14 protein-coding genes are annotated in these 15,064 nt (G+C 70.2%); 3 read left to right on the top strand and 11 right to left on the bottom strand.

The genetic code is table 11. The annotated features are described in order from the left end of the window. Positions 1-39 precede the first annotated feature (39 nt). Positions 40-984: a terpene synthase family protein gene (locus tag OG844_RS20085; RefSeq protein ID WP_409003480.1), complete on the top strand. Its 945-nt coding sequence runs from the start codon at positions 40-42 to the stop codon at positions 982-984. A gap of 212 nt (positions 985-1,196) precedes the next feature. Here the strand turns inward: OG844_RS20085 and OG844_RS20090 are convergent, their stop codons facing one another. After that, positions 1,197-1,412, bottom strand: a complete 216-nt coding sequence (locus tag OG844_RS20090; RefSeq protein WP_351168803.1) for an EF-hand domain-containing protein — start codon at positions 1,410-1,412, stop codon at positions 1,197-1,199. Positions 1,413-1,504: 92 nt separating this feature from the next. Between OG844_RS20090 and OG844_RS20095 the strand changes: the two genes are divergently transcribed. Beyond that, entirely contained in the window at positions 1,505-2,143 is a 639-nt protein-coding gene (locus tag OG844_RS20095) for a GNAT family N-acetyltransferase (protein ID WP_406392014.1), read from the top strand. A gap of 21 nt (positions 2,144-2,164) precedes the next feature. Here OG844_RS20095 and OG844_RS20100 read toward each other — a convergent pair whose 3' ends face one another. The 6 genes from OG844_RS20100 to OG844_RS20125 form a co-directional block, all read right to left on the bottom strand. Then, complete coding sequence (locus tag OG844_RS20100) at positions 2,165-3,352, bottom strand: beta-propeller fold lactonase family protein (RefSeq protein WP_406392016.1); 1,188 nt, start codon at positions 3,350-3,352, stop codon at positions 2,165-2,167. Beyond that, the gene (locus OG844_RS20105; protein WP_406392017.1) at positions 3,352-4,143 is read right to left on the bottom strand and encodes a polysaccharide deacetylase family protein; all 792 of its coding nucleotides are present in this window, start codon (positions 4,141-4,143) and stop codon (positions 3,352-3,354) included. The genes OG844_RS20100 and OG844_RS20105 overlap by 1 nt, the downstream gene beginning before the upstream one ends. A gap of 423 nt (positions 4,144-4,566) precedes the next feature. Beyond that, positions 4,567-5,082: an ATP-binding protein gene (locus OG844_RS20110; protein WP_406396192.1), complete on the bottom strand. Its 516-nt coding sequence runs from the start codon at positions 5,080-5,082 to the stop codon at positions 4,567-4,569. Positions 5,083-5,333: 251 nt separating this feature from the next. Beyond that, positions 5,334-6,101 (bottom strand): enoyl-CoA hydratase/isomerase family protein, encoded by a 768-nt coding sequence (locus OG844_RS20115; protein ID WP_406392018.1) that lies wholly within the window; start codon positions 6,099-6,101, stop codon positions 5,334-5,336. A 93-nt stretch (positions 6,102-6,194) separates the two neighbouring features. Beyond that, a complete protein-coding gene (locus OG844_RS20120) occupies positions 6,195-7,448 on the bottom strand; it encodes an Ig-like domain-containing protein (RefSeq protein WP_406392020.1) in 1,254 nt (417 codons plus the stop codon). Between the two features lie 235 nt (positions 7,449-7,683). After that, positions 7,684-8,904: an Ig-like domain-containing protein gene (locus OG844_RS20125; RefSeq protein ID WP_406392022.1), complete on the bottom strand. Its 1,221-nt coding sequence runs from the start codon at positions 8,902-8,904 to the stop codon at positions 7,684-7,686. A gap of 269 nt (positions 8,905-9,173) precedes the next feature. On the opposite strand from OG844_RS20125, the gene glgX reads away from it, so the two are divergent. Next, positions 9,174-11,294 carry a glycogen debranching protein GlgX gene (glgX, locus tag OG844_RS20130; RefSeq protein WP_406396193.1) on the top strand — a complete coding sequence of 707 codons (2,121 nt, stop codon included), beginning with the start codon at positions 9,174-9,176 and terminating at the stop codon, positions 11,292-11,294. Between the two features lie 9 nt (positions 11,295-11,303). On the opposite strand, the gene OG844_RS20135 is transcribed toward glgX, so the two are convergent. Genes OG844_RS20135 through OG844_RS20150 form a run of 4 tightly spaced genes read right to left on the bottom strand, consistent with a single transcriptional unit; the run spans position 11,304 to position 14,985 of the window. After that, complete coding sequence (locus tag OG844_RS20135; RefSeq protein ID WP_406392024.1) at positions 11,304-11,960, bottom strand: response regulator; 657 nt, start codon at positions 11,958-11,960, stop codon at positions 11,304-11,306. A gap of 21 nt (positions 11,961-11,981) precedes the next feature. Next, positions 11,982-13,262 carry a sensor histidine kinase gene (locus OG844_RS20140; RefSeq protein WP_406392026.1) on the bottom strand — a complete coding sequence of 427 codons (1,281 nt, stop codon included), beginning with the start codon at positions 13,260-13,262 and terminating at the stop codon, positions 11,982-11,984. 32 nt (positions 13,263-13,294) lie between these two features. Next, entirely contained in the window at positions 13,295-14,062 is a 768-nt protein-coding gene (locus OG844_RS20145; RefSeq protein ID WP_406392028.1) for an ABC transporter permease, read from the bottom strand. Between the two features lie 8 nt (positions 14,063-14,070). Continuing rightward, positions 14,071-14,985 (bottom strand): ABC transporter ATP-binding protein, encoded by a 915-nt coding sequence (locus OG844_RS20150; RefSeq protein WP_406392030.1) that lies wholly within the window; start codon positions 14,983-14,985, stop codon positions 14,071-14,073. Between the last annotated feature and the right edge of the window lie 79 nt (positions 14,986-15,064).

Below are 15,064 nucleotides of genomic sequence, written 5' to 3' on the forward strand. Positions count from 1 at the left end.
TTTCATATGCCGTTCCAGAGCGCAGGGTGCAACCCAGGTGTGGAGGAAACCAAGAAGGCCGCCTGGGAATGGGCGGATGCGAACGGCCTCGCCCTGACTCCGGTCGCCCGCAAGAAGATGCTCCGCACCCGCCCCGAACTCTGGATATCCCTGATATTCCCGGAGGCCTCGCAGAAGCATCTCGATCTCTTCTGCCAGTGGCTCTTCTGGGCGTTCCTCGTCGACGACGAGTTCGACGACGGACCGGCCGGACGCGACCCGCACATGTGCGAGGAGGCGATCGCCCGCCTGGTGGACGTCCTGGACGGCGCCGAACCGCACGGCCCCATGGAGCGCGCACTGCACGGCCTGCGCGAGCGGACCTGCCCGGGCAGGTCACCCGTCTGGATCCGGCAGTTCCGCCGCGACACCGTGTCCTGGCTGTGGACCTACTACGCGGAGGCCGTCGAACGCGCCGCCGGACAGGTGCCGAGCCGGGCCGACTTCGTGAAGCACCGCCGCGACTCGGTGGCGATGCAGCCCTTCCTGGACCTCCATGAGATCACCGCGGGAATCGACCTCCCGGAGTCGGCCCGCAGCCTTCCCGCGTACATCGCACTGCGGAACGCGGTGACCGACCACTCCGGTCTGTGCAACGACATCTGCTCCTTCGAGAAGGAAGCGGTTCTCGGTTACGAGCACAATACTGTCCGCCTCATTCAGCGGGACCGCAGGTCCACTCTTCAGGAGGCTGTGAACGAGGCCGGAATTCAACTGGCACGCATCGCCGAGCGAGTTCAGCGGGCCGAAAAGGAACTGGCCGAGGAAATAGAGGCCGCGGGTATCGACGGACAGACGCGTGCGGCACTGGAGCGCTGTGCGCGGGACTACCGCGGTCTGGTCCGCGGCGACTTCGACTACCACGCGCGCGCGGAGCGTTATACGCGTCCTGATCTGGTCGAGGTCGACCGGCGCGAGACGCTGTCCCAGTACTTCGCCGCCTGAGGGCGCACGCGCCGCGACAGACCCGAGGATCCCGGCAGCGGGGGCCCCGGGCCCTGTCGGCCTGATCGGGGCGGGCTCCACCGTGACGGGACGGGACGCGGTCGAGCGGGGACGATCACCGGACTGCCGGTCGCACCGGTCACAATCGGCCAGATCCGTCCGGCTCCGCCGACGAGTCGGCCCCCGCGCCACCGGCCGGGGGCCCACCGCACTCAGCCCTTGTTCTGAACGGCCCAGAACTCGTCGAACGTGAGCTGCCCGTCACCGTTCGCATCATGCGCGTTGATGATCGCCTGCGCCACCGTCTCGGTGACGAACGGGTCGCCGAGCTGCGCCATGGCGCTCTTGTACTCGGCCGCCGTGATCAGGCCGTCGCCGTTCTGGTCGAACTGCTCGAATGCCTTGCGCGCCGACTCGATGTCCGCCACTGTCCCGCCCCTTCGTAAAGCGTTGCTGACGTGGTCAGATTATCGGGCGGAAATCCGGCGCGGTGCGGCGGCCGGTCGGTGATCATGGAGGCATGGCCGACACACTTGCCCAGATCCTCGCCGCGGCGGCGCGCGGGGCGTTTCCCGCACCGGACGGCACCACCACCATCGTGGAACAGCCGAGCGTCCGCGACGCCGGTGTGCTCGCGCTGACCGCGCACTCGGTGGTGTTCACCGACGAGGACCCGCAGTGGATACGGTCCACGCTGGCCGCCACCCCGTCCGACGCGCTGGGCGCCACCATGAACCCGCACTTCCTGTGCGTGCTGCTGGCCCGCACCGGACGCCGGACGAACACCATCGATCTGCTGACGGTCGCCGACGCGCTGCCGGGCGGCCCTGACCTGCCCCTGCGGGAGATCCGGGACCCCGAGCACCCCCGGGTGGCGCGGGCGATGGAGTACCGCGACGAGGTACGCGTCTGGGCCGCGGACGGCGGTGTGGTGCTGCTGGGCCGAGGGGTCGCCGGGCGCTGGGAGACCGCGATCGAGGTGGACGAGGCGGCACGCGGCCGGGGGCTCGGGACGCGGCTGGCGCGGGCGGCCCGGCAGTTGGTGCCGGACCCGTTCGTGTGGTCGCAGCAGTCGCCGGGCAACGCGCGCAGCGTACGGACGTTCCAGGCGGCGGGGTTCAGGCCGGTGGGCTCGGAGGCGCTGCTGATCCCGGGGTAGTGCCGGGGCCGGACGGTGCGGTCAGCGGAAGACGCCGGTGTGGCCGAGCGAGTAGCGGCCCGGCTGCGGGTAGACGGCCAGCCCGTGCGGCCCGCTGCCGACCGGGATCCTGGCCAGCTGCTTGCCGCTCGTGGTGTCGATCGCGTACACCTCGGCGTCGTAACGCCCGGACAGCCAGAGCACCTTGCCGTCCGCCGATACGCCGCCCATGTCCGGGCTGCCGCCGTCGGGCAGTTGCCACTTCTTGGTGAGCTCCTTCCTTCCGAAGTCGAAGACGGAGACGGAGCCCTCGCCCCGGTTGGAGATGTACATCTCCTTGGAGTCCCGGCTGACATAGAGCCCGTGGCAGCCCTTGCCGGTGGGCAGCAGCTTCGGGGTGGTGAACTTCTTCCCGTCGAGCACCCACATGCCGTGCGCCATCATGTCGGCGATGTAGAAGGTCGATCCGTCCGGGGAGATCTTCACGTCCTGCGGCATGGCGCCCTGCATCGGCAGCTTCTGCTGTCCGACGACCTCCATCTTCTCCGTGTCGACCTTGAGGAGTTCACCGGAGAACTCGCAGGAGACGATGAAGTACCGCCCGTCCGCCGAGAAGTCCGCGTGGTTGACGCCCGAGCAGCTCACCGGGACGGTCTTGGCCCGGTCCATGGTCTTCGGGTCGCGGAAGACCAGTTCACGGTCGAGCGAGGCCATGACGACGGCGTACGTGCCGTTCGGGGTGAAGTAGAGGTTGTACGGGTCGGAGACCTCGAGCGTGCGGCCGGTCTTCCCGGTGGCCGGGTCGATCGCGGTGAGGCTGTCGCCCACGTCGTTGTTGACCCAGAGCGTCTTCAGGTCCCAGGAGGGGACGACGTGCTGGGGCTGCGCACCGACGGGGATGGTCTCGATGACCTTGTACGTCGCGGGGTCGATCACCGACACCGTGTTGGAGTTGGTGTTGGGGACGTACACCCGGGACGGGAAGTCCTTGACGGCCGGTGACAGCTTTCCCGCGCGGTCGGCGGCGTAGACGTCCTCGGGGTCGAGCACGGGCGGCATCCCCGGCAGTCCCGGAGGGGGCGCGGCCCGTTCCGGCTCGGCCTGTCGTGCGGCGGCCTCGGTGCGGGAGGGCCGGGTGTGGTCCGCGGGCGCCTGGCAGGCGGCGAGAGCCGCGACGAGTACGCCCCCGAGCAGGGCCGTGGCTGTGGTGGTGCGCAGAGAGGGAAGCATCAGGTCAGCAGCTCCGTCGTGGTCACCGCGCGCAGTTGGCGCCGGTCGATTTCGGTGAGGAGGAGAGGCAGTGCGGCGACGGTGTCCCGGTAGCCGAAGTGCAGGCTCACCACGGATCCGTTGCGGAGTTCGCCTGCGACCTTGCGGGTGACGGCGGCGACGCCCGGCGAGGTGAAGTCGAGCGAGTCCACGTCGTAGGCGAGGACGTGTGCGTAGCCGGCCCGGCGGGCGAGGTCCTGGACGAGGGGGGTGGCGTACTGGGCGCGCGACGGGCGGAACCAGGTGCCGATGGAGCCGGTGAGGCGGCGCAGCCGCTGGGCGCAGCCGGTGATCTCGGCGTACGCCTGTGCTTCGTCCATCGCGTTGATGTCGAGGTGGCGCTGGGTGTGGTTGCCGAGGTCGTGGCCGCCGTCGAGAATCCGGCGGGCCATCGCGGGGTGTTCGTCGAGCCAGCTTCCGACGGCCAGGACGGTGAGCCGGGCTCCGGCCCGTTCGGCCTCGGCGAGGACGGTGCGCGCGAGGACGGGGTCGCCCTGGCCGTGGAAGGTGAGGGCGACCCGGTTACGGTCGCGCGGGCCGTGCTCGATCTGGACCGGCCGGCCGGGGAAACGGTGCGGGGCGGGAGCAGGGACGACGGTGCCGCGGGGCTGCTGGGGCTCGTGGCCCTTCTGCGGGGCGTGGGTCGTGGTGTCGTCCCGCGCACAGCCTGCGGTGGCGGCACCGGCCAGGAGTGCACCCGCTGTCGCGCGCAGGGCGGTGCGCCGGGGAACCGGTGTCCTGCGACCGTTCATGGCCGTCCACCTCGCGGGGTTCGGTTCGGGTGCTGATTCCCCGAGACCCGAGACACAGTAGGGCGAGATGGGCGGAATATCACGATTGACGCTTTTTAAAGATGATCAATGAATCACCCGTAGAAACCCATATTCATGCAGAGAAAGCCAGGCCAGTGACTCATCACACCTATGATTCAGAAGCTTAATATGACTATTCAGCACGGTTTGACCGGTTTACCGTTGTGGCGTCAGGGTCGCCCGTCTGTCATAGTCGGGGACACGACCTCCTCCGACCCGAGCCAGGTCCCGAGAGCGGCCGTGGACACACCCCCCATTCCACGGCCCCCACAGAAGCCCCCGACGCGCCGCACCACGGCCGACCGGGGGCTTCTGTACGTCCCGGCGGCCGGCCCTGCCATCGGGCCGCCCCGCCATCGGGCCTCAGCGGTCGGAGGTACGCATCTCGAACCAGGTGGTCTTGCCGCGGGGCAGGAGATCCACGCCCCAGCGGTCGGAGAGCTTGTCGACGAGGAAGAGCCCCCGCCCGCTGACGTCCATCTCCCGGACGGGCATCAGACACGGCAGCCCGCGCGAGGGGTCACGCACCTCGACCCGGATCCAGCCCCGTCGTCGCAGCATCCGCAGCCCGAAGACCCGCGCTCCGGTGTGCCGCACCGCGTTGCCGACGAGCTCGGAGACGAGCAGTACGGCGTGTTCCGAGGTCTGCGGGGGCAGCGCCCACTGACGCAGCATCACGCACGAGGTGAGCCGGCGGGCGGTGGCCGCGGACTCGGGGCGCGAGGGCAGCCGGACTTCTTCCTCCGTCGGATTTCCGAACAACTCCAGCGCCTTGAACGCCTGTTCGTCATCGACGGCCGGCATCCAGCGTGCCGCGGTCGCACTGCTGCGCGGTCGCGGCTGTTCCACACCCTCCAGGCCCGCCATGCCCACCATCATGGCCGCACGGGCCGCCCTCCGTGACCGTTCCTGCGGAATCCCCTCACCGGAATCCATCATTCCGAGAGGGCGGATTGACATATGCCAGGGGCAGAATGTCACCCCTGGCAGCCAGGGTGAACTGCGTCGACGTACCTCCGTCGGGTAATTGCACAGAGGGGACGCACACCGGGCCTTAAGGTCCTCTTAAGGTCCAGCTAATCCGCCCACACGGATGAACGCACGTCCCTCTGTACCCAACCGGCTTCCCGTCAGAGGAACTTGGCCTTGCCGGGGCCCTCCTCCACAAAGCTGCGCATACCGCGCTCCCGGTCCTCGGTGGCGAACAGACCGGCGAACCAGTTCCGCTCGATCGTCAGCCCGGTGTCGATGTCCGTCTCGAGGCCCGCGTCGACGGACTCCTTCGCGGCGCGCAGCGCCAGCGCGGGCCCCTGGGCCAGCCGGGCGGCCCAGGCGTGCGCCTGCTCGTACACCTCGGCGACGGGCACCACACGGTCCACCAGGCCGATCCTCAGGGCCTCCTCGGCCTTCACATGACGGCCCGTGAAGATCAGGTCCTTGGCCCTGGACGGACCGACCAGCCGGGCGAGCCGCTGGGTGCCGCCGGCGCCCGGGATCAGCCCGAGCAGGATCTCGGGCTGGCCGAGCTTGGCGTTGTCCGCGGCGATCCTGAAGTCGGCGCAGAGCGCCAGTTCGCAGCCGCCGCCCAGCGCGTACCCGGTGACGGCCGCGACGACGGGCTTGGGGATCCGCGCCACGGCGGTGAACGAGTCCTGCAGGGCCTTGGAGCGCACGATCATCGCCGTGTGGTCCATCGCCTGCATCTCCTTGATGTCCGCGCCCGCCGCGAACACCTTCTCGCCGCCGTAGAGGATCACGGCACGCACGTCGTCGCGCCGGGTCGCCTCCTCGGCGAGCTCGCGCAGCCGGTCCTGGGTGGCGACGTCCAGGGCGTTCATGGGCGGGCGGTCCAGCCGGATCGTGCCGACGTTGTCGCTTACTTCGAGAGTTGCGGTCATGGAAGGCAGGTTAACCACGACTAACGCCGACGGGCCCGGTGCCGTTGGTCACAGCACCGGGCCCGTCCCCTGCGCAGGGGGCGGCGGGAGAACCTACGCGGTCCACTCCGACCAGTCCAGGTTCCAGCCGTTGAGGCCGTTGTCCGGCTGGATCACCTTGTCCTTGGAGTTCTTCACGACGACCACGTCACCGATCAGCGAGTTGTCGAAGAACCAGGCGGCCGGGGTCTTGCCGTCCCAGGCACCGCGTACGTCGCGCAGACCGACACAGCCGTGGCTGGTGTTGGTCGAACCGAAGATGCTCGACGCGCCCCAGTAGTTGCCGTGGAGGAAGGTGCCCGACGTGGACAGCCGCAATGCGTGGGGCACGTCCTTGATGTCGTACTCACCGCCGAAGCCGACGGTGTCACCGTTCATCCGGGTCACCTTGAGCTTCTCGCTGATGACCATCTGCCCGTTGTACGTGGGCGTCGACGGGGCGCCCGCGGAGATCGGGATGTCCTTGATCTGCTTGCCGTCCCGGACGACCTTCATCCGGTGGGAGCTCGCGTCGACGGTGGAGACCTGGCTGCGGCCGATGGTGAACTTCACGGTCTTGGCCTGCTTGCCGTACACCCCCGGCCGTCCCTCGACGCCGTCGAGGTCGAGGCGCAGCGTCACCTTGGTGCCCGCGGCCCAGTACTCCTCCGGACGGAAGTCGAGGCGGTCGTTGCCGAACCAGTGGGGCTCGATCTGCACGGCCGGCTCCGCCGTCACCTTGATCGCCCTCTCCACGGCGTCAGGGTCGGTGATGCCCCGGGTGAAGTGGATCGACACCGGCATGCCGACGCCGACGGTCGAGCCGTCCTCGGGCGTGTACTGACCGATGAAGGTGTTCTGGGGGACGAGCGTGGTGAAGGTGGTGTCCTTCGCCGACTGACGGCCCTTCGTGTCCTTGGCGACCGCGTGCACCGCGTACTTGGTCGCGGCGGCCAGATGCCGGTCGGGCACCCAGCTGAGGCCGTCGGCGGATATCTTGCCCTCGACCGCGTTGCCCTCGGGGTCGGCGACCTTGACCGTACTCAGCTTGCCCTGGGAGGCCGAGACCTTCAGCACCCCGCTCGTCGCCACGTCATCGGCGCCGTCCTTGGGTGCGATGGTCACCACCGCCTGCGAGGCGCTGGTGTCGTCGACCTTCGCGCCCGCTCCCTTGCCGTCCTTCGCACCATCGGCGTTGCCGCCCCCACCGCAAGCCGTCACCAGCAACAGCAGCGCACCCAGTACCAGTGCGAGAAGTCCGGGGGTCCCACGCCCACGCCGTCCTCCGCCCGCCCCGGCCGATGCCCCCGATATCGGCTGCCCGTTCAATGTGCTCGTCTCCCCTCGCACGGCCTGGCCCCGCCATGGCCCGCACCCCCGCGCGCTGTACGTGCACGCTCGGCGCAAGATAATCACACCGGACGCCGGGAGAACTCCCCCGGAATGTCACCGTTCCGTCCCAAGTCACGCAGCCCCGCCCCCCGGTGGTCCCGGAGACCGCGTCTCCGGGACCTGTGCAGGTCGGACCGGGGATCAGCGCAGTGCCGAACCGGCGGACCGGGGATCAGCGCAGTGCCGAACCGGCCTTCCACCGGTCCCATCCGAGGTTCCACCCACCGAGCCCGTTGTCCGGAGCGACCGTCGTGTCGGCGGAGTTGATCACCTCGACGACATCGCCCACGAGCGTCCGCTCGAAGAACCACCCGGCCGGGGTGTCCGAGCTGCCGCCCTTCACGTCGCGCAGGCCGATACAGCCGTGGCTGGTGTTGTCGTTGCCGAAAATGTCGGGAGATTCCCAGTAGTTGCCGTGCAGGAAGGTCCCCGACTTGGTCAGCCGGATGGCGTGCGGTACGTCCTTGATGTCGTACTCGCCGCCGAACCCGACGGTGCGACTGTCCATCCGGGTCACCTCGTGCAGTTCGGAGACCACCATCTTCCCGTTGTACGTGGTCGTCTTCCTCGCGCCCGCGGTGATGGGCACCGTACTGACGAGCTCGCCGTCGCTGCGCACCTCCATGGTGTGGTTCCGGGCGTCGACCACGGACGTCTGCGACCTGCCGACCCGGAAGGTGACCTTCTTCTTCTGGCTGCCGTACACGCCGGGCGCACCCTCGACATCGCGCAGCCCCACATCGACGGTGACCTCGGTGCCGGGTGTCCAGTACGTGGCCGGGCGGAAGTCGAGGCGGTCCTTCCCGAACCAGTGGCCGACAACCTCGGTCTCGGGCTCCGCGGTGATCCTGATGGCCTTCTCCACCGCGGCACGGTGCTCGACCGGCCGGTTGAAGTCGAAGGAGACGATCATTCCGGTGCCCACCGTGGACCGGTTCTCCGGCTTGACGTAGCCGATGAAGCGGTCCTCGGGTACGAGGGTCGTGAAGGTGGTGTTGCGGGCCGAGCGGTGGCCGTCCCCGTCGACGGCGACCGCCTCGACGCTGTACTTCCCCGCCAGTCCGAGCCGGTACCCGCCGTCCCGGGGCGCCCACGACCGGCCGTCCTTCGCGATCAGGCCCCGCACCTCCTCCCGTTCCGCTTCCTCCATCCGTGTCACCTTGACCCGTTCGAGCCGTCCGTCGGGGACGGTGACCTCGATCCGGCTCCTGGCTCCGACGTTCACGGCGCCGTCCTTGGGGAAGATCCGGATGACGTCGTCGGGGGATCGGTCGTCCCCGAAGAACGACGTGCCCCCGGTGCAACCGGTCAGTACGGCCAGCACGGTGAACAGTCCTGCCCATGTCAGCACGGCGGACGAACCCGCCCGTGCTCTCTTCGCTACGTGGTTCACGTCCCCCCAACGACAAGGGGAGGGCGGGGGAAACGTGAGTGCGGGCCCCGCCGTGGGCAGAACAGAGGGGGAGGACCACACCGGGAGGGCCGCGGCCGGGACGCCGTGCGCCCTGTCTGCGGTGCCGCCTCCGACGAGCCGCGGGAGGCCGAACGGTGTCGAGCACAGCCGAGCAGGAGGAAGCGTCACCGACGATCGGGAGGGTGGTGGAGCGCGGACCGGCCGTACGGAAGGAGCCGGCCGGACCACCCGTATGGCCGGGTGCCCCGATGCCGCTCGGAGCCCGGTTCCGGGTCGGTCCGGACGGTGTCGCGGGCACCAACTTCGCACTCTGGGCCGGCGGGGCGGAGGCCGTCGAGCTCTGTCTCTTCGATGCGCGGGGCCGTGAGACACGGCTGCCCCTGACCGAACTCACCCATGAGATCTGGCACGGTTTCGTCCCCGGTGTACGGGCCGGACAGCGCTACGGCTACCGGGTGCACGGCCGCTGGGACCCCTGGACCGGCGCCCGCTGGAACGCGGCGAAACTGCTCCTCGACCCGTACGCCCGGGCGGTGGACGGTTCGTTCACCCTGCCGCCCGAGGTGTACGGCCATGTGAGGGACTGGCCGCAGCAGCATGTCGCCGACACCGTGCGCGACGACCGGGACTCGGCGCCGTACGTGCCCAAGGGCGTCGTCGTGCACGACGACGACGACTGGGTGGAGGACCGCAGGCCCAAGACCCCGTGGGCGGACTCGGTCATCTACGAACTGCACGTGCGCGGTTTCACCAAGCTCCACCCGGACATCCCGCCGGAGCTGCGGGGCACCTACGCCGGGCTCGCCCACCCCGCCGCCGTCGGCCACCTCCAGCGGCTCGGCGTGACGGCCGTGGAGCTGCTCCCCGTCCATCAGTTCGCCCACGAGGACCATCTGCTGCGGCGCGGGCTGCACAACTACTGGGGCTACAACTCGATCGGCTACTTCGCGCCGCACGCGGACTACGCGGCGAGCGGCACGGCGGGCGGACAGGTCGGCGAGTTCAAGAAGATGGTGCGCGCCCTGCACGACGCAGGCATCGAGGTGATCCTCGACGTGGTCTACAACCACACCGCGGAGGCGGGCGAGCTCGGCCCGATGCTGTCCCTGCGCGGCATCGACAACCGCGGCTACTACCGCCTCCAGCCGGACGCCCGCCGATACGCCGACTACACCGGCTGCGGCAACACCCTGCACGTGGTGCAGCCGCAGGTGCTCCGCCTGATCACGGACTCGCTGCGCTACTGGGTGACGGAGATGGGCGTCGACGGCTTCCGCTTCGACCTGGCGGCGGCCCTGGCCCGCTCGATGCACGACGTCGACATGCTCTCCCCCTTCCTCGCGGTGATCGCCCAGGACCCGGTCCTGCGCCGGGTCAAGCTCATCGCCGAACCGTGGGACGTCGGCAACGGCGGCTACCAGGTGGGCGCCTTCCCTCCGCTGTGGACCGAGTGGAACGACCGCTACCGCGACGCCGTACGGGACTTCTGGCGCGGCGCGCTGCCGGACGTACGGGACATCGGCTACCGGCTCACCGGGTCGAGCGACCTGTACGCCTGGGGTGGCAGACGCCCGTACGCCTCCGTCAACTTCGTCACCGCCCACGACGGTTTCACCCTGCGCGACCTGGTCACCTACGAGCACAAGCAGAACGAGGCCAACGGTGAGGGCAACCGTGACGGCACGAACGACAACCGCGCCTGGAACTGCGGCGCGGAGGGCGAGAGCGACGACCCCGGCATCAACGCCCTGCGCCGCCGCCAGCTGCGCAACCTGCTCACCACGCTGCTCCTCTCGACGGGTGTACCGATGCTGGTGGCGGGCGACGAGATGGGCCGTACGCAGGGCGGAAACAACAACGCGTACTGCCAGGACAACGAGATCGGCTGGCTGGACTGGTCGCTCCTCGACCGGCCGGAGTGGCGGGAGCTGACCGAGCTGACCACCAGGGTGCTGGCCCTGCGCCACGCCCATCCGGTACTGCGCCGCCGCGCCTTCTTCGCCGGGACCCCCCAGGCCCCCGACGGGCTGCGGGACCTGGCGTGGTTCACCCCGCAGGGCGCGGAGATGACGGAGGGGGACTGGTACGCACCGGCCGCGACGCTCGGCCTCTACCTCTCCGGGCGCGACATCCCGGGCCGGGACGCCAGGGGCGAGCAGATCACCGACGACAGCTTCCTGGCGGTCCTGCACGCCGGGCACACCCCGTGCGACTTCCATCTGCCGGGAGCGCCCTGGGCGCGGTCCTACGAACTGCTCCTGGACACCTCCCGGGAGGACCAGTCCACTGCCCCCGGCACGGTCCACGGGGGCGGTACGACGCTGACGGTGCCGGGGAGGTCGGTGCTGCTGCTGCGGGTGACGGGGTGAGGGAGCGGCTCAGCCGAGGATGCCCCGCTCGTAGGCGACGGCGACGGCGGCGGCGCGGTCCTTGGCACCCAGTTTGGCGAAGACATGGGTGAGGTGCGTCTTCACGGTCGCCTCGCTGATGAACAGTTCGGCGGCGATCTCGCGGTTCGACGTCCCCCTGGCCACGAGGCACAGCACCTCGCGCTCTCGCGCGGACAGCGACTCGTGGCCGGGAGCGGCCGGCGCGCGCACCCGCGCGATGAGCCGGGACGCGACGGCCGGCGAGAGCACGGTGCGGCCGTCGGCGGCGGCACGGACGGCGGTGAAGAGTTCGTCGCGGGGCGCGTCCTTGAGGAGGTAGCCGGTCGCGCCCGCCTCGATCGCCGGCAGGGTGTCGGAGTCGGTGTCGTACGTGGTCAGGACGAGCACCTTGGACCGGGCGCCGAGCCGGGTCAGCTCGGCGATGGCGGCCACTCCCCCGCCGCCCGGCATCCGAAGGTCCATCAGGACGACGTCGGGGTCCAGCCGGGTGGCGAGCTCGACGGCGGACACACCGTCGGCCGCCTCACCGAGTACGTCGAAGCCGGGGGCGGAGGCGAACATGCCGCGCAGGCCGTCGCGGACGACGGGGTGGTCGTCGACGACGAGAAGGGTGATGACGCGTGCGGTGCCCGTGGCCTCAGTCATGTCGGGCCACCGTACTGTCCGTCAGCCACGGGGGACCAGAGGCACTCTGGCGCAGACGGCGGTGCCCAGCCCGGGTTCGGACTCCACCGTGACCGTGCCCGCGATCCGTTCGGCGCGGGACCGCATCCCGCCGAGGCCGAATCCGCCCGAGCCGCCGTACGGCGGGAGCGCGTCCGGGTCGAAACCGCGGCCGTCGTCGCGTACGTCCAGGGTGATCTCGTCGCCCATGTAGGAGAGCGTGACGCCGACCCGTGACGCTCCGGCGTGCCTGGCGGCGTTGGACAGGGACTCCTCGGCGATACGGAGCAGGGTGGCGCCGACCTCGTCGTGGATCGGCTCGACGGCGCCCGTGACGGTGAAGCCGGCGCGCACGCTGGTGCGTTCGGCCCATCGGGTGACCGTCTTCGTGAGTGCTCCGGGCAGATCGTCGTCCTCGAGCGCGGCCGGCACCAGGTTGTGCACGGAGCGACGTGCCTCACCGAGGCTGTGCCGGGCGAGCCCGGCGGCACGGTCCAGGTGCTGGCGGGCCAGGGACGGATCGGAGTCCGCCGTGGACGTGGCGGCCTGGAGCTGGGCGATGATTCCGGTCAGTCCCTGCGCGAGGGTGTCGTGGATCTCGGCGGCCAGCCGCCGACGCTCGTCGGCGACACCGGCCTCCCGGGCCTGGACGAGCAGTTGGGCGTGCAGGGCCGCGTTCTCCGCGAGGGCTTGTTCCAGCCGGGTGTTGGTGCGCTCCAGTTCGCCGATGGTCTCGGTCTGGCGCCGGGCCTTCTCGGCCTCCCGGGCGGCGAGGTTGCCGAAGAGGAGGGAGAGGGAGGCGTGCAGGACGAAGAGCACACCGAAGGCAACCCAGTTGAGGAGGGAGGCCGGGGGCATTCCGCTGCCGGACTGCGAACCGGCCATCGTGACGGCGGTGCAAAGCACTCCGGTGCGGACGAATCGGTTGGGCAGCAGGACGCCCGCGTCGAAGTAGCCGACGACGGCAAAGGCGGAGAAGAAGGGGTTGCACCAGCAGAGTGCGAAGCCGAGCACGGTCCGCAGGACGTAGTAGACCTGTCCGGCGCGCGCCTGCGGGAGGACGCCCGACCGGGTGCGGTCCCACCACAGTTGCAGGGCGCAGGTCGCGGAGACCAGGATCCCGGCGGCGTACAGGTCGGCGTGGGACATCCCGATGACGTCGGAGGACAGGCCGGCCATCAGGACGGCGATGCCCAGAAGCGTGTACGGACCGTACCGGTAGAACTGCTCATAGCGTTGCTCGACCGTCGTGCCGCCGCTCACCGCGACTCCCCCGTCACCCATGGACGGCAGTCTCCCCGACGCCGTCTCCCGGGTCACTCCCAGCGGAAGAGCCGGGTGGCTGCCGCCCCCAGTGCCGCGGTCCACAGCGCCATCACCCCCAGGTACACCCAGTCCGGCCAGCTGCCCGAGGCCGCCTGGTCCAGCGCCTGGGACGCGGCGCCGAACGGGGTCGCCCCGACGATCCGGCGGAGCAGGTCGGGCATGGTCTGGACGGGCACCCAGACGCCGGCGGTGAACATCATCAGGAGGTAGGCCACCGACCCGACGGCCGCCGAGGCCTTGGTCGTCCGGGACAGCGCGCAGATCGTGGCGCCGAGGGCGAGGACGCAGGCGACCGCCAGGAGCAGGGCCAGCAGGTAGCCGAGGGCCTGTTCCGGCAGCCTCACCCCGAACGCGATCCGCCCGACGGCCATCGCGAGCAGGGCGGAAGCGGCGGAGGCCGCGCCGTGCAGCGCGATCTGGGCGGTCAGCAGCGCGGACGGGCGTACCGGGGTGGCGGACATCCGGCGCAGGATGCCGCGTTCGCGGTAGCCGGTGAGGATCGGCGGCATGGCCTGCAGCCCGGCCATGATCATGCCGAGCAGGACGGCCACCGGTACGTACAGGTCGATGACGCTCCTCCCGCCGAGGGCGGCGTCGTCCTGTCGGAAGGACGGGATGAGCCCGAGGACCGTCAGGAGGGCGGTCGGGAAGACGAGGATCCAGAACAGGCTGCCCGGCTCCCGCAGGAAGAGACGGGTCTCCGCCCGGAGGACCACGGCGAGCGGGCCGTTCGTTCCCGTGGTGCGCTCTGTGCTCATGGCTGTGGTCATGTCCGGGCGGCCTGTTCCGTGAGGTCGAGGAAGGCGTCGTCCAGGCTGGTTTCCAGGACGCGCAGGTGGCGTGCGGTGACGCTGTGCCGGGCCAGCAGGGAGATGACCGCGTTGGCGGTGTCGTCGTCGCCGTGGACGACGATCCCGCCGTCGGACTCCGCGACGGAGACGGAGACGGCACCGGGCAGTCCGGCGAGCTCGGTCGCCGGGAGCGGTTCCGACGGGGTGAAGGAGATGACGGTGGAGCCCGCGGCCCGGCCGATCAGCCCGGCAGGGGTGTCGAGCGCGACGAGCCGGCCCTTGTCGATCACCGCGACCCGGTCGCAGAGTCGCCGGGCCTCCTCCATGAAGTGGGTGACCAGCAGGACCGTCACCCCGCCGGCCCGGATCTCCTCGATGAGCCGCCAGGTGTCCCTGCGGGCCCTCGGATCGAGGCCGGTGGTCAGTTCGTCGAGCACGACCACCCGTGGGTTGCCGATGAGCGCGAGTGCGATGAGCAGCCGCTGCTTCTGACCGCCGGACAGCTTGGCGAAGCGGCGGTCCAGGTGGCTGTCCAGTCCGAGCCGTCCGGCGAGCGACCGCCAGTCGGCGGGCTGCGGATAGAAGGCGCTGTACAGCTCGAGCGCCTCCCGCACGGTCAGCTTGGGCTGCAGTTCGCTCTCCTGGAGCTGGGCGCCGAGCAGGAGCGTCACCCGGTCGCGGTCGGCGACGGGATCGAGTCCGGCGACCCGGACCGTGCCCGCGTCGGGGATCCTCAGTCCCTCGACGCATTCGACGGTGGTGGTCTTGCCCGCTCCGTTGGGTCCGAGGATCCCGAAGATCTCCCCCTCGTCCACGGAGAAGCTCACTCCGTCGACCGCGACGCGCCCCGCGTACGCCTTGCGTACCGCGTTCACTTCGATGACTGGCATAGGTCGAGGATTCCGCCGGGACCGGTGCCGCGGTATCCGCCGTCACGCTCGAACCGGCATCCGCCGATCGGTTGACGGA

It is taken from the genome of Streptomyces sp. NBC_00887 (genome assembly GCF_045207585.1).